The sequence below is a fragment of the Bacillus sp. JJ675 genome (assembly GCF_036963165.1).
GTDB lineage: Bacteria > Bacillota > Bacilli > Bacillales > Bacillaceae > Bacillus > Bacillus glycinifermentans.
Genome location: NZ_JBALMR010000007.1, coordinates 63722 through 87375, shown reverse-complemented (window position 1 = coordinate 87375; position 23654 = coordinate 63722). Strand labels below are relative to the sequence as shown.

Sequence of the window (23654 nt, the reverse complement as noted above, 5' to 3'; positions counted from 1 at the left end):
AAATAATTTAGTAAATTATTTATTAGAATTACAGCTATCACATTATAAAATTGAAAAAATTTCTAAAGAAGAGCTTGAAAATGAGTTGCAATTTATTAGTTCTATTTTTTAAAATTAATTGGATGGTCTAAATAAGTGCAAAAACCAGGTAATTTTATTCACTTAGTTTTTTGTTGCTTTTTGGGATATATTAAAAATTAAAGTAATTATTTTTTGAAAAGTGGTTACCTATTTTGAAGCATGATTTGTTTATAAAATATTGTTTGTTAAAATAATATTTAAACCTCATTTAGACACATCGTGGTGAGCCTTATCATAAGCAGGGGAAAATACTAAGGGATTCGAGCGCACGCCTTAACGTTTCTGCCAATGAAAGTGGCTAATCCATAGAGGATGTATCAATTGGTGCAATGAAAATGAAATTAATGTCAGTCAATCTATGGCGAATTACTTCTGTGCTTCCTTGAAGGGACTCTAGAGTAAAATCAAAAATAAGATTAATTCGAGTCACTTGACGACTAGTACTTTCGATATAAACTGGAGTTTGCCTCTTAATGACTAAGCTGATTCCCACTAATAGTTCTGTTAGAAATCAATGTTACCTTTGATACTATACTGTGTGCCGATTGATTTAATTTGTCAAGATTGTTGGATTAAAATTTAACAATATGTCTTCACCTATAGATTACATCGTAATTGCTGTAAGCCGTTAGTTAGCAGATATTATTGGTTTTGATTTGTTCCAAGGTAAGAGCATATACCAGATGATGTGAGGGCGTTACCTAATAAGAGGTGGTAGTATGAACTGGGTTGAAAGGGTCAAGAAAAATATCTTTCCATTGAGTAATGAAAAGTATAATATTAGAAAAGCTCTTGATGAATGGGTATACGAAGGTAGTATGTATGATGTAGAAGTTGCAGATGAGACATGTGAGTTATGTGATCAGCCTAATATAAGATATCAATTTGAAATTGTTAATAAATTAAATAACAATTCTCTATTGATTGGATCAGAATGTATTATGAGATTTAAAATTTCGGTGATAGATAGGTCAGGTAAGAAACTATCATTTGATGATGCAAAGAAAAAAGTAATCAAAGACAAGAGTAGACTTGTTACTGAAGCAAAGGAAAAAAGTGTATTAAATACTTTAGTAGCTTTAGCTGCAAAAGATCATGAGTTTAACATAGAAAATTTTATCGAATATTTCAAGGAAAGAAAAGCGTTTACGCCGAATCAGTTAACGCTCCTTATATGGAGACTTGAAAGGGCAAATATTGACTTTAAAAAGGCCCATTTTAAATTAACAATAAGAAGAAATCGTGAAAAAGAACAATTATTGAGTTTAGAAAATTGGAAATTAAAGCGTATCTGGGATTGTCTATCAAGTAATCAGAAACAATTTGTTTTGGATAGGAAAAATGTATTCTGATTAAGAGGTATTTTGATAATATTAATTATTTATAAGCTAAATTATACTAAAATTAAAGGGAATAACCGTTACAAAGTTGAATTTAGTACATTAGAAATTATGATAGGAGGAGTTTTGAGAGTATCGCTGGACAATTCTTTGATATTAAATTTTTCCAAAAATCAAATCCTTTTATTGCTGATAATGTTCGTCTTTGGGAACCCCAAATATTAGCTTATTACGATATTTATACTCATTTCAAGTCATCTAAAGGCAATGAACATGCTGTGGTAATTTTACCCACTGGTACAGGGAAAACTGAAGTAATGGCATTAGCTCCTTTTGGAATTAGTGATGGACGGGTTCTTATCATTACCCCTCAACTAGTTATTAAGGATCATGTAGTTGATTCATTAGATCCAACTAACCCGACGAACTTCTGGATGAATCAACGTGTCTTTAATAGTTTTGATCAATTACCTATCGTAGTAGAATATGATAAATATATCAAACAGAGTGATCTTGATTATGCCAATATTGTAATTCTAAATGTACATAAACTACAATCTAGAAGTCGAAATAGTTTACTAGAACAGGTATCTAAGGACTTTTTCGATATGATTATTATTGATGAAGCTCATCATTCACCATGTCCCGTCTGATAGAACAGCCCGGAGGTGACTTTTTTCGTCTTCCAAAAGGCGCCAATCTCAGGATTTCCGGCTCGGTTCGGGCAGTGGGTTCACCTTGCGGATGGCGTCTACGAGTTCGTCGATCTCTCTGTCTTTGAGCAGATAGCCGTGGACATTGCCTTTGGTGGCTCGTTCGAAGTAGCCGGGCGGGCAATTGTTGTTAGAATGGTGATTTTGTTTTGCTAGCTCCCCTGACACCTCCAGGCTGCTTTTTGCCGACGTTTCAATATCTATTAGGAAAGATGGTCCACCATATCAACAAAAATCCTTGGTTAATAAAATGACAAGGAGTGTCTTAACCATTATTTTTAACCGGATACTTCCTCCCATTCTTCACAATCTTCTCTTCTACAATCTCTTTTACATCCAATCCAAGATCGTTACACAGCATGAATGAGTAGATCAAAACATCTGCGATTTCTTCACGGATGTTTTCTTTATTTGCTTTGAGTGCTTCTTCACTGCTGATCCATTGGAAGTCTTCGAGCAGTTCTGCTGCCTCGATGGAGATGGAGATGGCGAGGTCCTTTGGGTTATGATATTGTCTCCAGTTTCGTTCATCTCTGAATTCATTGATTGCGTTAATAAGGCTTTGAATATCACTCATGATCATTTTCCCCTTTCTAACTCAAGTAGTCTCTTTCTTAATTTAGGGTCTGTTGCATAAATATATAGGCCGTGGATGCCCCGTTTCATCAGGACATTTATTGAATTTAATACGATTTCTTCTTTAATTTGCTGGTTTTCTTCCGGCGACAAATCCGTACGTGAAATGAATGCACCTGTATCTTTGTATTTGGAAGTATCAATTAATAGTTCGTCTTTTTCTTCATCGTAGCTCACGGAGGGGCCAAGAACGACGCCGACGTAATTTAGGTCAAACCCTTGCACGGTATAAATGGAGCCGACTTCTTTAATGGTATTCGGATTTTCGGCCCATGAAACCTTACTCTGGGTGCTGTGCCATGGCATGTTAATTCCTTCTTCATCAACGATGTGTAAATAATCAAAGGTCGAGACAATCCGAGAGAGCCCGTCTTTGTTGTTTTTATTTTCAATGACTTTCTTAAACGCAGCAGCATCTTCGAATATTTTTAGCTCGAAGGAGGAGCCTTCAGTCGGCAAGGGAAGAACTTTCTTTTCAACAAAGCTGTCAATCCACTTCATCGTTTCTGGATTGGCGTTCATTCTCATTTGATCCGTAAGTTTCACAGTCTTTGCATCATACTGATTGATGATTTCTTCGAGCAATCTGTCGTTCCAATAACTTCTAATCTTTATAACTTGTTTTGGATCAAAGAAGGCAATTGTAATTCTACTGCGCTTAATGATCTCATCCAGTTGGTTTTGGCAGCGGAAATTGTTATAGGAATCTTCCTGTGTCAGAAGCAGATGAGCTTCGTCAACTAATACGATATCTGCTATTGCTCCCGTCTTAGTTTTCTCATTAATAAATGGTGTTGGCTTCAAGTAAATCTTTTTCTTGAAATTCGGTAAGCTGTTTGCGATGTTTTTATAAGTCTTCAGTATTTCGCTGTGATTCACCACCAAGTAATTATCTGTTTCTCCCAAAAAAGGGTCTTCGCTCTTAGCCAAATCTTGAATCGTATTAAACAGAGAGCTTAATAAGACACTTTTACCTGTACCGGCATCTCCTTCAATGACAATGACATGATTTCCTTCTTTCTGTATATTTTCTTTACAGAAATTAAGGATCTTATTTTTTATATCAAGCTGCTGGGGCGAGAGTTCCTTATAGGGAGATAACTTATAAATGTCTTTATTCCTAAGGTTTTCAAGGGAATCGCCCACAATTTTCTCTTCTCTAAGTTTCTCCCAAATGACTTGAAAGATCTCTTCATTATAAAAGGGTTTCTGATAGTAGTTGTGCATTTCCCTGGATCTGGTCTGGCTTACGTTTTGCAGCTGGTAGCGGTTATCGGCAATAAAATAGTTAATTAGATTTGACTCGATATTGTACGTCGCAGACTGATGAAATTTCTCATGGCCGATTAAAATAAAGCGATTCAAACTCTTTCGCTGTTCATCATCTATATGATTTTTCAAACGCCGTGCAGCTTGAACCGTTTGCCCAATATATGCAGTCGGTTTCTTTTGCTCATTATAAAGGATATATACAATCGGATAGTTATTTATATGCATTGCTTTTACAACATTCACATGGTCTGGAGTAAATTCTCTCTTTTCAAACACAAGTTCATTCATTGTTTCTGCCTCTAAATCTCCTTTTTAAAATAATAGTACCATATTTATGATAAATTAATCTAAATTTTAACAAACAGGAAGTTTTCTGAGGGCATATCGCATAGAAAGGCGGGGGACTGAAAGGAAACAGCAATCCTTATATTGACGCAATATTCCTTCAAGGATATAATATGGAAATCATTTAAGGGGGGATGGCAGGGTGTTTAAAAAACCAAAAGTTTTCATAACATCGGTTATCTTAGCTCTCAGCAGCTTTGCGGGGGCGGCTGCATATGCGCAATCAGGCTACTTTAATACGTATACCGATTATGTTTCCATGTCAAATCCGGGGTATTTCACGGCGATGCAGGGGATGTGCGTCGACCGTAATAACAATGTGATTTACGCTGCAAAATTGAATAATGCGAATCACACGACGCAGTTATTCTCTGTTAAAATGAGCGGTACGGCAAGCAATAGAACCGTTACACTTCTTAAAAATTCGGATACCAATACCACGAGCTATGATTTAGGACACGCCAATGACTTGGCTGTCAAAGCTTCTGCAGGCGATAAAAACGTCAGCGTTTATGTGGCGCCGATGTCTGACGGCACTAAGTATGCCGATAAAATCGTGAAGCTCAGCATCGATACAACGAAAAATACTTATAAAGTGGCTAAAACGTATGTGCTGAATTATCAAGGTTCGAATTTGTCGATTGGCGGTATCACATACTCGGTTGGGACAGATAAATTTATCGTAAGATCTGGAAAAAGGTTTTTTATTGGGACATTCAATGATACTACCGGAAAATTTGACTATGAAGCAACGTTTAAATTAAACTATTCGAAAGCGGTTGTGAATCATCAGACAATGGATGTTTCCAATTTCATTCAGCAAGGAATCTCCTTTTACCAGGGGACATTGTATGTGCCGCTGACAAAACCGGACAGCAATGGCAATGCTTCGAATGTGAGCATTATATTGACGTATCCTTTAAATATCAATGAAATGATTAAAGAGCAAAAAACAAACCTGATTCCGGATTTTTCGAAGGAACTGTTTACTCGCAGCGATTTATCTTTCAGAATTACAAGCAGTGCTTACACGCTTTTTGAGATAGAGGGTGTCGATTTTGATGACGGGACGCTTTACTTTAATACGAATCGCGGAAAAAGCGGGACGCAAAACGATATGATCGCGACATTTAATGATTATAATTATTATAAGTAAATGACGTGTTATTTTTGGTGCAAGGGAGTATTCTCTTGCACCATTGTAATATAGATGTAAGTTAAACTCACTTTGTTAAAAGAAAAAGTATCCCGCCTAACATACAAATGATGATAAAGAAAGCAGTTGAGTTCATAAAAGACTTTTCTTTTTCCATTTTAAGTAACCTCTATTCATGATGACTAATATTAACACTATTTATATCTATAGTACCAAATTATTTAGAAAGAAGATGAGAAAATGTATTCTATTGTAAGGGGTTATGACTACAAGATGATTACTTGCCGAGAGGACGCCTCCGTGCCGAGGTGCGCTGCTTGAGGGATGGCTTCCATTGGCATAATCTAATGAGCCGTGATTGCGGGAATACAGAAAAACGCTATGCTGAAACTTCAGCATAGCGTTTTTTATAGATTAATTCCGAATCAGGTAATCAAACGCTCCTAACGCAGCATTCGCACCAGATCCCATCGAAATGATGATTTGGTTATACGGGCTGTCTGTGCAGTCGCCTGCAGCGAACAGGCCTGGGATGGTTGTTTCGCCGCGTTTGTCGACTACGATTTCGCCGATGCGGTTGCGTTCGACGGTTTCAGGCAGCCATTCCGTGTTTGGTACGAGACCGATTTGGACGAAGACGCCTTGGAGTTCGACGTGTTTTTCCGCTCCAGTTTCGCGGTCTACGTACGTGATGCCGTTTACGTTTTCTTCGCCTGTGATTTCTTTTGTCTGTGCGTTTTTCACGACAGTCACGTTAGGGAGGCTGTAGAGACGTTTTTGCAGAACTTCGTCAGCTTTCAGCTCCGGCGCAAACTCAAGAACAGTGACATGATTGACGATGCCTGCGAGGTCAATCGCTGCTTCGATTCCGGAGTTGCCGCCGCCGATGACGGCTACGTCTTTGCCTTCAAACAATGGTCCGTCACAGTGAGGGCAGTATGCGACACCTTTGTTTTTGAACTCTTGTTCGCCGGGTACGCCGATATTGCGCCAGCGCGCTCCTGTTGAAAGGATCACGGTTTTGCTTTTCAGAACAGCGCCGTTTTCGAGTTCAAGCTCGAACAGATCTTTTTTCTCGAGATGTTTTGCGCGCTGAAGATTCATGACGTCAATATCATAATCCTTCACGTGTTCTTCAAGACTTGCTGCGAGCTTCGGTCCTTCGGTGCGTTTTACGCTGATGAAGTTCTCGATGCTCATCGTGTCAAGGACCTGACCGCCGAAGCGTTCAGCGACAATGCCTGTGCGGATGCCTTTGCGGGCCGCATAGATCGCTGCGCTTGCACCGGCCGGACCGCCGCCGACGACAAGGACATCGAACGGATCTTTGTCAGAAAGCTCAGAGGTGTCTGTGCCGCTGCCCATCTTCGCAAGAATCTCTTCGATTGTCATGCGGCCGCTTCCGAATGATTCGCCGTTCAGGAATACGGTCGGCACTGCCATGATGTTTTTGCTTTCAACTTCAGATTTGTATGCCGCGCCGTCGATCATGGTGTGTGTGATATTCGGGTTGAGCACGCTCATCATGTTCAAAGCTTGGACAACGTCGGGGCAGTTGTGGCACGTCAGGCTGATATAAGATTCAAAGTGGTATTCGCCGCTGATGTTTTTGATTTGATCGATGATTTTTTGATCGACTTTAGGCGGTCTTCCGCTCACTTGCAAAAGCGCCAGCACTAATGAAGTGAATTCGTGTCCGAGCGGTACACCGGCGAATGTGATGCCGGTTTCTTCTCCGGCACGATTGACGCTGAAGCTTGGCGTTCTGTTTAATTGCGCTTTTTCGACAGTGACTTTGGATGACATGGATGCCAGCTCTTCAACGAGAGCCAGCATATCCTTTGAGACGTCATCTTCGCCTGCGCTAACTTTGAGAACAATGTCATTCTCAATTAGCTGCATGTATTGGTTTAATTGTGCTTTGATATTTGCTTCAAGTACCAATTGAATGCACTCCTTAGATTTTGCCTACCAGGTCAAGGCTTGGCGTAAGGGTTTCAGAACCTTCTTCCCATTTAGCCGGGCAAACTTCACCTGGGTTTTGGCGAACGTATTGTGCCGCTTTGACTTTGTTGATCAGGATGCTTGCATCACGGCCGATACCGCCGGCGTTGATTTCAACAGCTTGGATCACGCCGTCTGGATCGATGATGAATGTTCCGCGGTCAGCAAGTCCTTCTTCTTCGTTAAGTACTTCAAAGTTGCGGGAGATCGTTTGAGACGGGTCACCGATCATCGCGTAAGTAATTTTGCCGATTTTTTCAGAGCTGTCATGCCAGCCTTTGTGTACGAAGTGAGTGTCAGTAGAAACAGAGTACACTTCAACGCCAAGCTCTTTTAGGGCAGCGTAATGGTTTTGCAGATCTTCAAGCTCAGTTGGGCATACGAATGAGAAATCTGCCGGATAGAAGCAGAAAATGCTCCATTGACCTTTCAGATCCTCGTGTGTTACATCGATAAACTCACCGTTTTTGTAAGCTTTCGCTGCAAATGGTTTTACTTCTTTTCCGATTAGAGACATAATATCGTCCTCCTATATGTTAATGTAATAAATAACAAAAGTTAAAACTTTAGTTATCTAAAATAATTCTAATCATGTACAAATTATTAAATAATATATTTTATTTGTCAAGGCAGAAAAACTATATTTTTATGTTTATTTCTGCATCTGTTTCTGTTTTATCTTGCGAAGTGAAAGGGTTGTACCGGGTTTCAGCTTTAATTGTTACAATCGTGTTAAAAATTATGATTCTCAATTAGTAAGTGTATTTGAGGTTACAAGAGGGATGATATGTACAGATCAACAAAGAAAAAAATCAGGGGCTGGAAAAGGCATAAAAGAAAAATTGACGTGTGGAAGGAGCGTCATCTTCGGCTGGATATGGAGCATGTCAGAGACCGTCACAGGGATTATGCAAAACTGTGGATATACCCTTTTTACGGTATTCCAAACGTGAATCCTCCTGTTTGGTATAGCCGTTTGTTAGTAAGAGCCATGATTGATGTTTATGATGAATGGCACAGGCAAATGGAGGCCGAGAATGAAGATTTCTATTTGAAAATCTGGCTGTTTGAACACGATTTTATCAGGTCGCAGATTGTGGTCGTCTATAAAGAAGCGATCGATTTTTACAGCGGTGCTTTTGACAAGCAGAAAAGAGGTCAATCGTTCCCTATGAAACGATTTGAACCGCTGCAACACGAGCTGAACCGTTTTGATTGGCAGCTGCATATTGATGCTCACCACTGCTGGCTTTCAGAAATGGAGGAAGACGCGGCAGCCGGGCTTATCGCCCGGGAAGATATTCTCGATATAAAAGACGCTTCTTATCAAAAAGTGACTTACGATCATGACGTGTTGTATAAAGTGAAGGCGGGAAATGTATGGATCGGCTCCTTAACGGAAGAGCCATCCTCTTAAGGATGGCTCTGGAATCTCTAAACGCCTTTAAATGCAGAGCGGTACACTTCAGCCAATTCGGATACTAGCGGAAGCTTTGGATTGGCTGTTGTGCATTGGTCCTCAAAGGCCCGGTCTGCCATGATATCGATCTTGCTTTCAAATTCAGCGGCATCTATGCCGTTTTGTTTGAGGCTCATCGGGATATCAAGCTCTTTGGCAAGCGAGATGACGGCCTGGATCAGACTTTCGACGCCTTCTTCGGTTGTTTTGGCCGGCAAGCCGAGCGTTCTGGCGATTTCCGCATAGCGCTGATCGGCTACGAAATGATTGTATTTCGGGAATGCCGTGAATTTTGTCGGTTTAGCCGCATTGTAGCGAATGACGTGCGGGAGAAGCACGGCATTTGCGCGTCCGTGGGCGATGTGAAACTCCGCGCCTAATTTATGGGCCAGGCTGTGGTTAATGCCCAGGAACGCATTGGAGAATGCCATGCCGGCGATTGTTGATGCATTGTGCATCTTTTCGCGGGCGATTTCGTCGCTGCCGTTTTTGTACGCTCTCGGCAAGTATTCAAATACAAGCTGGATGGCTTTCATTGCCAAGCCGTCGGTATAGTCGTTGGCCATGCAGGATACATAGGATTCAATCGCATGCGTCAAGACGTCCATTCCGGTATCAGCCGTGATATGCTTAGGCACGGTCATGACAAACTGCGGATCAATGATCGCCACATCCGGCGTTAGTTCATAGTCGGCCAATGGGTATTTCGTATTCGCCTCTTTATCTGTAACGACGGAGAATGAGGTAACTTCAGAGCCGGTGCCGGATGTCGTCGGAATAGCAACGAATTTTGCTTTTTCGCCTAATGGCGGATATTTGACGATGCGCTTGCGGATGTCTAAGAATTTTTGCTTTAAATCAAAGAATTCAGCATCAGGGTGCTCATAGAACATCCACATTCCTTTTGCGGCGTCCATTGCAGAGCCTCCGCCAAGCGCGATGATGACGTCAGGCTGGAATTTGGCCATCGCCAGGGCGCCGTTCATCACCGTTTCGATTGATGGATCAGGTTCTACGTCGGAGAAAATGTCGCAATGAACGTAATCCGGGCGTTTTCTTAAATAGTGAAGGACGCGGTCGACGTATCCAAGCTTCACCATTCCCGGGTCTGTCACGATAAACGCTTTTGAGATATTCGGCATTTTTGCTAAATATTGCGTTGCATGTTTTTCAAAATAAATTTTTGGCGGTACTTTAAACCATTGCATATTGACATTCCTCTTTGCCACTTTTTTCGTATTGATTAAATGAACCGCACCCACGTTTGTCGAAACGGAGTTCCCGCCGTAAGTGCCGCATCCGAGCGTCAAGGAAGGCATGTAGGCATTATAAATATCGCCGATCGCTCCTTGGGAAGACGGCGCGTTGACGATGATCCGCCCGGCTTTCATCCGTAAACCGAATTGCTCAATGGCTTCACGGTCGCTGGTATGGATGACCGCGGAGTGTCCGATGCCGCCGAATTCCAGCATTTCTTCGGCCCGTTTTAACCCTTCCTGGAGTCCGCTTACTTTGTAGCAGGCTAACACAGGACTTAATTTTTCCCTTGAAAGCGGGTATTCCGGTCCTACGCCTTTTAATTCGGCGACGAGGATTTTTGTATCCTCCGGAACCTTTATACCGGCCATTTCGGCGATTTTATAAGCCGGCATTCCGACGATGTCAGGGTTTACCGCACAGGTCGTTTCGTTGATAACCAATTTTTCCAATTTTGCTATTTCCGCCTCATTTAATAAATAGCAATTGTTGGAAGTCAGTTCTCTTTTCACGTCTGAATAAACGTCTTTATCGATAATGACTGCCTGTTCTGAAGCACAAATCATTCCATTGTCAAACGTTTTTGATAAGATCAGGTCGTTGACGGCTTGTTTCAAGTTCGCAGATCTCTCAATGTAGCATGGGACGTTTCCCGGTCCGACGCCGAGAGCCGGTTTGCCTGAGCTGTAAGCGGCTTTCACCATTCCGGCCCCTCCTGTGGCAAGAATCAGGGAAATCTTCGGATGAGTCATCAAAGCTTGGGTTGCTTCGCGCGACGGCGTTTCGATCCACTGAATGCAATGTTCAGGCGCCCCTGCTTGAACGGCCGCATCCCTCAAAATCCTTGCAGCTTCAATGCTGCATTTTTGAGCGGATGGATGGAAAGCAAACACGATTGGATTTCTTGTTTTTATCGAGATCAGGGATTTGAACATGGTCGTGGAAGTAGGATTTGTCACCGGCGTAACCCCTGCGATGACGCCGACAGGCTCGGCAATTTCAATGACTCCGTCGTGTTCATTTTCGCTGATGATTCCGACGGTTTTGTCGTATTTGATATTGTGATAGACATACTCTGTGGCAAACATGTTTTTAATGATCTTATCTTCGTATACGCCGCGTTTTGTTTCCTCTACAGCAAGCTTGGCAAGGTGCATATGCTGATCAAGGCCGGCAAGCGCCATCTGTTTGACGATATCATCGATCTGTTCCTGATCAAACCTGCGGAATTCTTCCAATGCTTTAAGACCCTTGTCGACTAAACGGTCAATCATTTTTGAAACGTTTATTTTTTGTTTAATTTCCTTTTCTTCAACTGCCATTGTATAACCCTCCAATGAAGTGATAGGATTTTCCGAAAAGAGTGCAACGGCTTAGATTTGTGAAACATTTCACAAATGGTGTTAAAAATTTTTATGGCGATATGGGGATTTGCTGTGAGAATATAAAGTTCCTCATGACACCTCACTTCTTGTTTTTTATGAATCTTATCATAGCACGGATTTAATATAATAATTTGTGAAATGTTGAACAAAGTATGAAACATGAGTAAAAACGGGAAGATTTACTTAAGAGTGTATTTTTTGGAAAGCGCTTTCGATTAGCACGACTAGATCATAAGTCATTAAAAAACTATTTTAAAATAATAAAAACTGCACTTCCGATTGTTAACACAATCGGGTGCAGTTTTATTTCAAAAAAGCTTACTCATTCCATTTTGTGTGAAACACACCTTCGATATCTGTCCGCTCATACGTATGGGCGCCGAAGTAATCGCGCTGTGCCTGCAGCAGGCTGGCGTTGGAGCGGCCCGTCCGGTAGCCGTCATAATAAGATAGAGCGGTGCTCAAGGCTGGGAACGAGATGCCTGAAGTGATACCTTCGCAGACGACTTTCCGAAGTCCTGTCTGGTAGTCTTTGAGCTTTTCTGCAAAGAAAGGTGCGATCAATAAGTTTGACAGGTCGGGCTGCTCGTTGTACGCTTCGCTGATCAGGTTTAAAAATTCGGCGCGGATGATGCAGCCGCCGCGGAAGATCAGAGCGATGTCCGAAAGCTTCAGGTTCCATCCGTAAAGCTCTGATGTCATTTTATACTGGGCGAAGCCTTGTGCATAGGCGCACACTTTTCCCATATATAATGCCTGTCTGACGTAGTCGATCCACACGTTTTTATCCAGATGCCAGTCTTCTTCCGCCGGACCGGCGAGAATTTTTTCCGCAGCCACCCGCTCTTCTTTTAAAGATGACAGGTAGCGGGCGAATAGCGATTCCGTGATAATGGACGACGGAATGCCGTTGTCGATCGCCTGCATGCTCGTCCATTTGCCTGTGCCTTTTTGGCCTGTTTTATCAAGGATGACGTCGATCAGCGGACCGCCTGTCCGGTCATCCTTTTTCCTTAAAATTTCGGCAGTGATTTCGATTAAATAGCTTTTCAGTTCGCCTTGATTCCACGTTTCAAAAATGTCGGCGATTTCATCGATGGACAGATGCAGTTTTTCTCTTAAAAATGTATAGGCTTCTGCGATCAGCTGCATATCCGCGTATTCGATCCCGTTATGGACCATTTTCACGAAGTGTCCGGCTCCTTTCGGCCCGATGTAGGTGCAGCAAGGGTCATTGCCGACTTGGGCTGCGATTTTTGTCAAGATCGGAGCAGCTTTTTCATAGACGTCCCGATCTCCCCCGGGCATGATCGAAGGACCTGTTAACGCTCCGACTTCGCCGCCGGAAATGCCGATTCCCAAATAGCCGATTCCTTCAGACTTCAGCCTGTCGTATCTTCGTTCTGTATCTTCGTAGTGGGAGTTGCCTCCGTCCATGATGACATCGCCTTCTTCAAGCAGCGGCACTAATGAATCGATCACTGAATCGACCGCTTTGCCCGCTGTTACCATGAGAAAGATTTTCCGCGGCTTTTCTAAAGACTGGACGAAATCCTTCAGCTCGTAGTACGGGCTGAGAGGCTGTCCTTCAATTTTCTCCATCAGTTTATCGGTTAAATCCCTTGTGTAATTGTAGACGGCGACTTGCTCTCCTTTGCCGGCCATGTTCAAGGCAATATTGCTGCCCATCACTCCAAGGCCGATGACGCCAATTGTATTGACCATAATTCCAGCTCCTTCAATAATGTTATACAAATAGACTTAGCAATAACGTAAATCCTAATCCGGCTACAGCGATGATCGTTTCGAGCAATGTCCATGTCGCAAATGTTTCTTTCATGCTTAAACCGAAGTACTCTTTGAACATCCAGAATCCGGCATCATTCACATGGGAAGCGATTACACTTCCGGCCCCGGTAGCGAGCACGACCAAGGCAAGGTTGACGTCAGAATGTCCAAGCATCGGAATGACGAGCCCCGTCGTCGATAAGGCTGCGACTGTGGCGGAGCCTAAAGAAATGCGCAGGATCGCCGCGATTAACCAGGCAAGCAGGATCGGCGACATCGACGTGCCTTTGAACAATTCGGCCACGTAGTCGCCTACCCCGCCGTTGATTAATACTTGTTTGAAGGCGCCGCCGCCCCCGATGATCAACAGCATCATCCCGATTTGCGAAATGGCTGTCGAACAGGAATCCATTACCGTTCTAATCGGAATGTTCCTGGCGATGCCCATCGTATAAACCGCGACTAATAAAGAAATGATCATTGACGTAGATGCATTGCCGATCAAACGAATACCTGCAAGAATGCTATTATCTGCAAACCCCATCGTTTCTTGAAGCAGCGTAATGATCGTAGAAATGGACATGATGATGACCGGAAGCATTGCTGTGAACACGCTGATTCCGAAACCGGGCGTATCTTCAAGTTTGAACGTTTTCTGCTCGCCTAAAGACGCGATATTTCCTGTTCTCGTAAACGAATCGGGTACGATTTTTTTCGCAAGCTTCGTAAATACAGGTCCGGCGATCAGCACCGTCGGAACTGCGATAATGAAGCCGTACAGTAGTACTTCCCCGATGTTTGCCCCGTATTCCCCGGCGATCGCCGTCGGCCCCGGATGCGGCGGCAGGAAGCCGTGCGTGACGGATAAGGCGGCCGCCATCGGGATGCCGAGGAACAGAATTGAAATTTTTAATTCTCTTGAGATCGCGAATACAATCGGAATTAATAATACCAGTCCTACTTCAAAGAATAAAGCCACACCGATAATGAATGAGGCGATCACGACCGCCCATTGGATATTTTTTTCGCCGAATTTGTTGACGAGAGTCATTGCAATGCGCTGCGCGCCCCCTGAATCTGCGATCAGTTTGCCAAGCATGGCGCCGAGTCCAAAAATCAAAGCGATGTGTCCGAGCGTTCCGCCCAATCCTTCCTCAATCGTGCTGACGATTTTGTCAAGCGGCATGCCGAGCGCTAAAGCAACGCCGAACGAAACGATGATTAAGGAAAGAAAAGTGTTAAGTTTTAATCCCATAATGAACAGCAATAATACGACAATCCCGATTGCTACAATGATTAATGGCATGATAGCGCCTCCATTCCCTTTATTCGTTTATTAAGCTTCTTTGATAGTTTGCAATTTGTGCATACTCGTTTTCCAATGATCTTGATAAATTGATGAAAATCGGCATCAATTTCCGGTACTCTTTCGCCGAAGCTTCAATTGGCGTATGCCGGTTGGTGCTGCCGATCATGCCGGATGCGACATCGAAAGATTCGATTTTTCCCATGGCGTACAGACCTAAAATGCACGCGCCGAGACAGGAGCTTTCATAGCTTTCCGGAACGACGACTTCAGACTCGAATATATCGGCCATCATCTGCCGCCAAACGGCAGACCTCGCGAATCCCCCTGTCGCTTGAATCCTTGCGACGGGACCGTCCATACATTCTGTCAGCGCCAAAAATACGGTATACAAATTGTAGATGACCCCTTCCAATGCGGCCCGGATCATGTGCTCTTTTTTGTGGGACATGGTCAGGCCGAAAAATGAACCGCGCACATCCGGATTCCATAAAGGAGCGCGTTCGCCTGCGAGATATGGATGGAACAGCAGGCCGTCGGCACCGGGTCTTACGCGCTCGGCGATTTTGGTCAGCACGTCGTATGGATCGATTCCCAGTCTTTTCGCCGTTTCGATTTCTGAAGAGGCAAATTCATCTCTGATCCAGCGAAGCACGATTCCTCCATTGTTAACCGGACCGCCGATGACCCAATGCTTTTCCGTCAAGGCGTAGCAAAAGATTCGCCCTTTTTCGTCGGTTTGCGGCTTGTCGATGATCGTGCGGATGGCGCCGCTTGTCCCGATCGTGACTGCGATCTCGCCCTTCTTAATGGCATTGACGCCAAGGTTCGACAGCACGCCGTCGCTTGCCCCGATGACAAAAGGCGTTTCCGGATCAATTCCCATCTGCCTCGCGATATCCGGGTTGCAGCTGCGAAAGATCTCTGTCGTTGGCACGAGTTTAGATAAATGGTCAGGTGTGATGCCTGCGATCGTTAATGCTTCTTCATCCCAATCCAGCTTTTTGAGATTCATCATCCCCATGGCCGAAGCAAGTGAATAATCGACCACGTATTGACCGAAAAGTTTATGAAAGATGTATTCTTTGATCCCGATATATTTTTTTGCCTTGGAAGCGATTTCAGGATGTTCATGCACAATCCAGGCAATTTTGCTTAAAGGCGACATCGGATGAATCGGCGTCCCGGTCCGTTTGTAGACTTCGTGCCCGTTCAATTCGTCCTTGATTTTGCGCGCCCAGCCTTCGCTTCGGTTGTCCGCCCATGTGATGCAGGGCGTAAGCGGCCGTCCGTCTTCATCCATGGCAATGACGCTGTGCATGGCGCTGCTGAATGAAATAAATGATATCTTTTTTTTCTGGTGATGTTTCATGATGCCGGCAACCGCTTGCATCACCGCCTGAAAAATCTCTTCCGGCTTTTGTTCAGCCGTTGAGATATCCGGTGTGTAAAGCGGATAGCCGATATTTTCTTTTTGGATCACGTCCCCGTTTTCGCTGAATAAAACGGCCTTCGTGCTCGTTGTGCCGATATCGATGCCTAACATGTAACTAGTCATTTTCCTGTTCAGCTCCCTTCGTCAGCATTTGTTGCGACAGCCAAAGATCTTCTACTTTATCTTGAACATCATCAAAATTTTGATGTAAGGACTTTATCATCAAAGCCCGATCTTTCGTTTCGATCGCTTGAATATAAAGCTCGTGATTATCAAAAATTCTTGTGAAATCTTCGTATTTTTCTTTTAAACGGGCCCGCATCGACAACAGAATAAAGCTCTCCATAACGGGTTTTAAATTATTCCATATCATCTGAATGTACGAATGATTGATGGAGCGGACGATCGTCTCATGGAACAAAACGTCCTGATATGAGAACTCATCAGCATCTTCGTATTTGATCGAGACTTTCATCATTTCCAGTATCTTGCGAAGATCCTTGACTAACTGATCGGTGTCTATTCTGACAAGCCGCTCAAAGACGAATGTCTCGATCAGAAGGCGGACATCGTAAATCTCTCTGATCTCTTTTTCCGTTAGGCCGATGACAACTGCGCCCATTCTTTCCAGCCGGATGATTTTTTCGGTTGCCAATGTCCGCAGAGCCTCCCGTACGGGGGAGCGGCTTACCGAAAAATCGGCAGCAATTTTATTTTCAGACAGAATGGTACCGCTTTCAATCATTCCGGAAATAATCCGCATCCTCAGTTCGCTCGCCACGCGAACCCCTGTTGAAGCTTTTGAAAGCCATTTGACGGGATATAAAAGGTCATTTGATTCGATCATAAACTCACCTTCCCACACAATGAGTATACTTGTATACAAGTATGATAACTCTAATTTTATATTTGTGCAAACACTTTCATTTCTAATTTTTCGAAAAATTTTTTCCAGAAGAGGAGACTTAAGTGATTCCAGCATCTATATTAATTGTAAAATAAAAGGTTGGAGAGGAGGGTGAATATTATAATAGAAAAATGAATACACAAAGCTGATAGGAGGCAAGGAGCAGGAAGGAAGGGGGCTTTTATGAAAGGTTAAGAATTAAAACTTTCGAGAGCATAGTGGTTGTGCTTCAGAATTCATTAGCAAGAAAGGTCCTGATCTCTCAAGTAAGTCGCGAAATCTTGTAATGGTTTCGACAGCCTTTTTAAAGGACTAGCAATTGATTATAAATATCCATTCATTAATTAAATTAACTAATTATGTTACAATAAATCCAATGATATGTTCACTTGGAGGTTTTCCATGCAGCGCGGCACATTTCAATTAATGAAATCAGTCAATAAATCGATCATTTTAAATAAAATTCGTACGTCGGAACCTATTTCACGGGCGCAAATCGCCAAAGAAACGGGCATCACGCCGCCTACGGTCAGCAGCATTGTCAAAGAGCTGATAGAGCAGGGCCTGGTCACAGAGAGCGCACTCGGCCATTCGAGCGGCGGGCGGAAGCCGACGATGCTGCATATCAACAGCGGCGCGTTTTACGTGATTGGGGTCGATGCGGGGCCCGAGACGGTGGAATGTATACTAACCGATTTAACCGGCGAGATTTTTCACCGAACGTCAAGTTTGCTGAAAAAACCGTTAACAAATGAGCAGTTTATCAGTATTCTAAAGGAAAATATCTATACCATCTTGCGTCTTTCCAATGCCGATCAGGAAAAAATCATCGGAATCGGGATCGCGATGCACGGGGTGGTCGACGTTGAAACGGGGACTTCGCTCGTCGCGCCTATTTTGCATTTAACCGACGTCCCGATCAAAGAAGCGCTTGAAGAAGAGTTTGGCTTTACGGTAAAGGTCGAAAACGATGCGCGGGCGATGGCATTGGGCGAATCGTGGTTTGGCGGCCACGGCGACGACGGCAGCATGGTTGCCGTCAACATCGGTCGCGGCGTTGGTGCAGGTGTTGTGATGAACGGAAAACTGTATCATGGGGCACACGGAATCGCCGGAGAATTTGGCCATATGATCGTTGATGTCAACGGCGACACTTGCGAGTGCGGCAACCGGGGCTGCCTTCAAACGGTCATAAGCGGCCCTGCAATTGCCGAACGGGGGAAAAAGCGGATAACGGACAGTGACGCCCGCCTTACGGCTAAAGAAATATTCGATTTGGCGCAAAACGGCAGCGAGGCTTGCATTGACCTGTTCCGCGAAACGGGCAGGATGATCGGGATCGGCTTAATCAACCTCATTCATCTCGTCAATCCGAACAAAATTGTGCTTGGAGGCGGGGTCATGAAGAGCGAGAAATTCATGATGCCGGCGATTCTTGAGACGATTCAGCAGCGGGCGTTGACAGCCGAAGCGAAGCAGACAAAGGTGGCCGTCACCCAGCTTGGCGATGATGCGACACTGCTCGGCGCCGTTTCCTTGCTGTTAATCGAATTATTTGATCCGGTTTGAAAAAAGGCTGAACCAAGCTTAAAGGTTCAGCCTTTATTGACCGTATCAATAAACCGGAGGTAAGCCTCACGGTCTTTTAATACCCCTGCGTCTTCGAGCGCTTTTACAAATTTCTTTCCGAGTTCTTCCCTTACGATCGATTCAGCCTCTTTGGGGTCGGAAACCGTCCCGTATTGATCTTTCAGCTGTTCGGCCCATTCCTCGTGATACGGTTCCACGCCGCTTGGACGGCCTGACAGAAATTCCTTGACCGCCGCCAACTCGTCTTTCAGCCTCGGCGGCAGAACGGCCAGCCCCATGACCTCGATCAAGCCGATATTTTCCTTTTTGATATGGTGAACGTCTGCATGCGGATGAAAAATGCCGAGCGGATGTTGAGCTGAAGTCCGGTTGTTTCTCAGAACGAGATCGAGTTCAAATATCCCGCTTCTGTTTCTCGCAATTGGTGTAATCGTGTTATGCGGCGTGTCACCAGTAAACGCAAGGACGTCTGCTTGTGCATCCGAGTAGTTTTTCCAAGCGTGCAGAATGTCACCCGCTGCATCGGTAAGGCGGTCGATTTCTCTTCCTTTTAAGCGGATGACCGACATCGGCCATTTTAAAACAGAAGCTGCAATCTCCGGATGTTTCTTCAATTGAAACGAAAATGCATCATCCGCGCGGGTCATGGCAAACTCGTAGCGTCCGGCCTGGTAATGGTCGTGGCTAAGGATCGATCCTCCGACGATCGGCAAATCGGCATTTGACCCGATGAAATAATGCGGAAATTTGTCGGTAAACACGAGCAATCGTTTAAATGCATTTTTGTCGATTTTCATCTCGCGGTGCTCTTCGGAAAACAAAATGCTATGTTCGGTATAATACGCGTACGGCGAATATTGAAAATACCAATTTTCCTCAAGCAGCGGAATCCTGATGATCCTGTGGCTGGCCCGCGCCGGATGTCCAAGACGCCCTGCGTATCCTTCATTTTCCTTGCACAACAGGCATTTCGGGTAGCTCCCTGCCTGCTTTGCCGCGCGCTCCCGTTTGATTTGTTCAGGGTCTTTTTCGGGCTTTGACAAATTGATCGTAATATCCATTTGACCGTAGAAGGTGTCCGCTTGATAAGAAATATTTTTGGCGATCTGCTTCGTTTGGATGTAATTGCTGTTTTTGCTGAGACGGTAAAAATAGCCGGTTGCCGCAAGGGGCGATTGATGATACTTTTGGTTGAAAATCGCATTGATCACGGAAGGTCTTGCGACAAAGCAATTCATGATATTTGCCGACAATATTTCTTTCGCCTCCGGGGCGTCTGTTATAACGCCCTGTTTGACGGCGCATGCGATTAAGCTTTCAAGCAGGTCGGGAATGGATTCATCGATTGTTTCAATCTTCTCTTCGGGGAACGACGCCAGCCCGAGCTGGTTCAATACTTGATTTCGCGCGTAATTGACGTCGGCCGGTTCGATTAATTCCGCTGCAAGCGCTTTTTGAATAAGGCTCTCAATATATTTGTAAACCAATGTTACTCTCCTTTTCCGTAGCCGTGTGGATGTGAGGAATGCCATTTCCAGGCGTCTTCGATGATTTTGGCGACGGACGTGCGCGACGGTTTCCAGCCGAGCACTCGTTTTGCTTTAGAGGAGCCTGCTATTAAAATGCTTGGATCGCCGGCTCTCCGGTCGCCGATGTTCGCGGGGATCTCTCTGCCTGTTACCGTTCTTGCGGCATCGATCATTTCTTTTACCGAAAAACCCCGGCTGCTTCCGAGGTTGAATACGTCGCTTTTGCCGCCGTTTCGCAAGTAATCCAATGCCAACAAGTGGGCATCGATCAGGTCTTCAACATGGACGTAGTCGCGGATGCAGGTTCCGTCGGGAGTGTCATAATCGCCGCCGAAAATGGTAATGTGTGATCTTTGTCCGAGAGTCGTCTGCAATATAATCGGGACGAGGTGTGTTTCAGGGCGGTGGTCTTCGCCGATATCCCCCGTTTCCCTTGCTCCTGCGACATTAAAATAGCGCAGAGAGACATAGTTGATGCCGTGGGCTTCGTCAGTCCGCTTGATCAACTTCTCCATGATCAGCTTCGTTTCCCCGTACGTACTGGTCGGAACGGCCGGCATCTCCTCTGTAATCGGTACAGATTCGGGTTCCCCATAGACGGCCGCGGTCGAGGAGAACACGATGTTCTTCACCCCGTATTCGATCATGACCTGAAGCAGAACCTGCGTCCCATACACATTGTTATCAAAGTATTTGAGGGGATGCTTCATCTATTCGCCGACAAGCGAATTAGCGGCGAAATGGATCACATCATCGATCTGTTCTTTTTGAAAAACCGAACGAAGAAAATCGATGTCCCGCACGTCTCCTTCATAAAAATGAGCCTCGGGGTGTACGGCTTTTCTTTGGCCCGTTTCAAGATTATCAACGATTACAACGCTTTCACCTTTGTCAATTAGCTGATAGACGGCATGTGAACCGATATAGCCGGCTCCGCCTAAAACCAACACGCTCATATGAATGCTCCTTTCTCGATTTCTTTTGCACCGTCGCTAATCTCTGCTGTATAAAACGCCGGCTCATATCCTACCTTTTCACGGTATACGGCATGAATGCTTTTCTTTACATCATCAGCTTTTTCCTTCTCAACGATCGCAATCGCGCAGCCGCCGAATCCGGCTCCGGTCATGCGGGCGCCCAGCACTCCCGGCTGGTCCCAAGCGGTTTCTACAATCGTATCAAGCTCAAGTCCTGTTACTTCATAATCGTGTTTTAAGGATAGATGAGACTCGTTCATCAGCTTGCCAAAACCGATGAGATCGCCTTCTCGAAGCTTTTCCAGCGCATCTAAAGTCCGGGCGTTTTCATATACGGCGTGCCTGGCGCGTTTTCGATTGATATCATCGCGGATCAGGTGTTGGAAGGCGTCAAATTCCCCGATTGTCAATTCGCCGAGGCTTTCGATGGCTCTCTCCTTTTGCAAATCGCTCAGCGCCGCTTCGCATTGAGTGCGCCTTTCATTGTACTTGGAGCCTGCCAGATCGCGCCGCTTATTCGTATTGATGATCAGAATCACATGGTCATTCAATACGACCGGTGCGTATTTGTATTCCAGCGTGCTGCAGTTCAAGAGGATGGCATGATCCTTTTTCCCCATGCCGATTGCGAATTGATCCATGATTCCGCTGTTGAGGCCGATGTATTCGTTTTCTACTTTTTGTCCAAGTTTAATCATGGGTACGGGTTCCATATTCAATTCAAAAAGTCCGTTCAACAGAACGCCTGTTGCAAGTTCAATCGAGGCAGAAGAAGAGAGCCCGGCTCCGTGCGGAATATTTCCGTAATACAAAATATCAGCGCCGTGAGAAATGCTGCAGCCCGCTTCTTTCATAAAAAGAAACATGCCCTTCGGATAATTTGCCCACTTGTGAGATGTGTCAAAAGCTAAATCGGACAGGTCGCATTCAATGACTCCGGCGTCGGGAAAATTCATCGAGTAAAAACGGATTTTCGAATCGTCCCGCTTCACACCAAGCGCATACGTACCATACGAAATAGAAGCGGGGAAGACATGACCTCCGTTGTAATCCGTATGCTCGCCGATCAAGTTGATTCTCCCCGGGGCAAAAAAAGTTCTGGGCGTCTTTGCCGTACCAAAAATAGAACGAAATTCGTTTAATAAAGAAGAAGCAGTATTCATAATTCCTCCTATTATTTTGACATTGGCCAAACTTAATAAATTAATTTAATTAAGTTAATCCAAGTGTACTATGTCTGATGAAGCGGCGCAATAAAAAGTGTTTTGTCAATTTGTAAAATTTTCAGCGGGAGGATCAGCACTTGACTTTTGGAGAAATACAAGTTAAATTAGTAAAATATTTTACTAAAGAGATCGGCTCATGGAGGTTAAAATCGTGGCGACTATTAAAGAAGTGGCAGAAGCGGCAGGGTATTCAATTTCAACGGTTTCCCGCGTTTTGAATAATGATTCGACCCTTTCTGTGCCTGATGAGACACGGAAAAAAATATTTGAAGTGGCGGAAAAGCTGAACTACCGGAAGAAAACGGTCAGAATGCTGGTGAAAAACATTGCCTTTTTATACTGGCTGACCGATAAAGAAGAGCTGGAAGACGTTTATTTTAAAACGATGAGGCTGGAAATCGAGAAGCTGGCAAGCAAGTTTAACGTGGAACTGACCACGTATAAAATTTCCGACGGCGTCGAGGCCATCCCCGAGGATATCGGGGGATTCATCGCAGTCGGGTCGTTTTCGGAAAAAGAACTCGCCTATTTGCGGAGCATTACGCCGCACGGAGTTTTTATTGATTCTTCCCCTGATCCCGATCATTTTGATTCGGTAAGGCCCGATTTATTGCAAATGACCAAAAAAACGGTCGATTTTCTTATTGAAAAGGGGCACGAAAAGATCGGGTTTATCGGCGGAACTTATCACAACCCGAACACAGACAAAGATGAGATGGACATACGGGAACGGACATTTCGCGCTTATATGAGCGAAAAAGGGCTGCTTGAGGAACATTATATGTTTTGCCGCAGAGGCTTTTCCGTCGAAAACGGCTACCATCTGATGGGCAAAGCGATCAAAGAGCTCGGCGAAAAGCTGCCGACGGCTTTCTTCACGGCGGCGGACCCGATTGCTGTCGGCTGTCTCCAAGCGTTGAATGAAAAAGGGATCGCCATACCGGGCAGGGTCAGCATCATCAGCATCAACAACATCAGCGTCTCCAAATATGTATCGCCTCCGCTGACGACGTTTCATATTGATATCGGAGAATTGTGCAAAAACGCCATTGAGCTTCTGCTCGAACGGGTATTAGAAAAGCGGAACATCGTGAAGACGCTGTATCTTGGGGCTGAACTGGTGGTAAGAAAAAGTACAAAATAAAACAAGGGCACGGCTTTCAATAAGCCGTGTTTTATTTTTCGTAAAATATTTTACCTTTTTAAGTAAAAAAGTTGTTTACAGTTTTTCTTGGCCGTGCTATATTG

Annotated in this window: 17 protein-coding genes and 1 pseudogene; 6 read left to right on the top strand and 12 right to left on the bottom strand. The window is 44.4% G+C overall.

Annotated elements, in window-relative coordinates; translation table 11 throughout:
• The first annotated feature begins 800 nt into the window (after positions 1-800).
• Both V7126_RS01280 and V7126_RS01275 read left to right on the top strand, forming a co-directional pair.
• Positions 801-1433 (top strand): hypothetical protein, encoded by a 633-nt coding sequence (locus tag V7126_RS01280; protein ID WP_335496109.1) that lies wholly within the window; start codon positions 801-803, stop codon positions 1431-1433.
• 89 nt (positions 1434-1522) lie between these two features.
• The gene (locus V7126_RS01275; protein WP_335496159.1) at positions 1523-2074 is read left to right on the top strand and encodes a DEAD/DEAH box helicase; all 552 of its coding nucleotides are present in this window, start codon (positions 1523-1525) and stop codon (positions 2072-2074) included.
• A gap of 325 nt (positions 2075-2399) precedes the next feature.
• Here the strand turns inward: V7126_RS01275 and V7126_RS01270 are convergent, their stop codons facing one another.
• The gene (locus V7126_RS01270; RefSeq protein WP_006639775.1) at positions 2400-2711 is read right to left on the bottom strand and encodes a nucleotide pyrophosphohydrolase; all 312 of its coding nucleotides are present in this window, start codon (positions 2709-2711) and stop codon (positions 2400-2402) included.
• 2 nt (positions 2712-2713) lie between these two features.
• On the bottom strand, positions 2714-4330 hold the full coding sequence (locus tag V7126_RS01265) for a DUF2075 domain-containing protein (protein WP_175075922.1): 1617 nt from the start codon (positions 4328-4330) through the stop codon (positions 2714-2716).
• A gap of 199 nt (positions 4331-4529) precedes the next feature.
• Here V7126_RS01265 and V7126_RS01260 point away from each other — a divergent pair, with 199 nt between their 5' ends.
• Positions 4530-5543 carry a hypothetical protein gene (locus tag V7126_RS01260; RefSeq protein WP_335496104.1) on the top strand — a complete coding sequence of 338 codons (1014 nt, stop codon included), beginning with the start codon at positions 4530-4532 and terminating at the stop codon, positions 5541-5543.
• Positions 5544-5957: 414 nt separating this feature from the next.
• On the opposite strand, the gene ahpF is transcribed toward V7126_RS01260, so the two are convergent.
• Both ahpF and ahpC read right to left on the bottom strand, forming a co-directional pair.
• Positions 5958-7487, bottom strand: a complete 1530-nt coding sequence (gene ahpF, locus V7126_RS01255) for an alkyl hydroperoxide reductase subunit F (RefSeq protein WP_046130567.1) — start codon at positions 7485-7487, stop codon at positions 5958-5960.
• A gap of 13 nt (positions 7488-7500) precedes the next feature.
• Positions 7501-8064, bottom strand: a complete 564-nt coding sequence (gene ahpC / locus V7126_RS01250; protein ID WP_046130566.1) for an alkyl hydroperoxide reductase subunit C — start codon at positions 8062-8064, stop codon at positions 7501-7503.
• A gap of 270 nt (positions 8065-8334) precedes the next feature.
• On the opposite strand from ahpC, the gene V7126_RS01245 reads away from it, so the two are divergent.
• Positions 8335-8964 carry a hypothetical protein gene (locus V7126_RS01245; protein WP_046130565.1) on the top strand — a complete coding sequence of 210 codons (630 nt, stop codon included), beginning with the start codon at positions 8335-8337 and terminating at the stop codon, positions 8962-8964.
• Between the two features lie 17 nt (positions 8965-8981).
• Here V7126_RS01245 and adhE read toward each other — a convergent pair whose 3' ends face one another.
• From adhE to V7126_RS01220, 5 genes are all read right to left on the bottom strand, one after another.
• Positions 8982-11585, bottom strand: coding sequence for a bifunctional acetaldehyde-CoA/alcohol dehydrogenase (gene adhE, locus V7126_RS01240; protein WP_046130564.1), 2604 nt, complete (start codon positions 11583-11585; stop codon positions 8982-8984).
• Between the two features lie 381 nt (positions 11586-11966).
• Positions 11967-13373 carry a decarboxylating NADP(+)-dependent phosphogluconate dehydrogenase gene (gnd, locus tag V7126_RS01235; RefSeq protein ID WP_175075927.1) on the bottom strand — a complete coding sequence of 469 codons (1407 nt, stop codon included), beginning with the start codon at positions 13371-13373 and terminating at the stop codon, positions 11967-11969.
• A 22-nt stretch (positions 13374-13395) separates the two neighbouring features.
• Positions 13396-14742, bottom strand: a complete 1347-nt coding sequence (locus V7126_RS01230; protein WP_046130562.1) for a GntP family permease — start codon at positions 14740-14742, stop codon at positions 13396-13398.
• Positions 14743-14761: 19 nt separating this feature from the next.
• A complete protein-coding gene (gntK, locus tag V7126_RS01225) occupies positions 14762-16300 on the bottom strand; it encodes a gluconokinase (protein ID WP_175075928.1) in 1539 nt (512 codons plus the stop codon).
• A complete protein-coding gene (locus V7126_RS01220; protein WP_175075929.1) occupies positions 16293-17024 on the bottom strand; it encodes a GntR family transcriptional regulator in 732 nt (243 codons plus the stop codon). The genes gntK and V7126_RS01220 overlap by 8 nt, the downstream gene beginning before the upstream one ends.
• 462 nt (positions 17025-17486) lie before the next feature.
• Between V7126_RS01220 and V7126_RS01215 the strand changes: the two genes are divergently transcribed.
• The gene (locus V7126_RS01215; RefSeq protein ID WP_046130559.1) at positions 17487-18653 is read left to right on the top strand and encodes an ROK family transcriptional regulator; all 1167 of its coding nucleotides are present in this window, start codon (positions 17487-17489) and stop codon (positions 18651-18653) included.
• 26 nt (positions 18654-18679) lie between these two features.
• On the opposite strand, the gene V7126_RS01210 is transcribed toward V7126_RS01215, so the two are convergent.
• From V7126_RS01210 to V7126_RS01200, 3 genes and pseudogenes are all read right to left on the bottom strand, one after another.
• Positions 18680-20206 carry a UDP-glucose--hexose-1-phosphate uridylyltransferase gene (locus V7126_RS01210; protein ID WP_373688008.1) on the bottom strand — a complete coding sequence of 509 codons (1527 nt, stop codon included), beginning with the start codon at positions 20204-20206 and terminating at the stop codon, positions 18680-18682.
• Positions 20164-21159, bottom strand: a pseudogene (gene galE / locus V7126_RS01205) (UDP-glucose 4-epimerase GalE). Before galE ends, V7126_RS01210 begins: the two are co-directional and overlap by 43 nt.
• Complete coding sequence (locus tag V7126_RS01200; RefSeq protein ID WP_046130556.1) at positions 21156-22343, bottom strand: galactokinase; 1188 nt, start codon at positions 22341-22343, stop codon at positions 21156-21158. Before V7126_RS01200 ends, galE begins: the two are co-directional and overlap by 4 nt.
• Positions 22344-22557: 214 nt before the next feature.
• Here V7126_RS01200 and V7126_RS01195 point away from each other — a divergent pair, with 214 nt between their 5' ends.
• Positions 22558-23550 (top strand): LacI family DNA-binding transcriptional regulator, encoded by a 993-nt coding sequence (locus V7126_RS01195; protein ID WP_335496094.1) that lies wholly within the window; start codon positions 22558-22560, stop codon positions 23548-23550.
• The last annotated feature ends 104 nt before the right edge of the window (positions 23551-23654 follow it).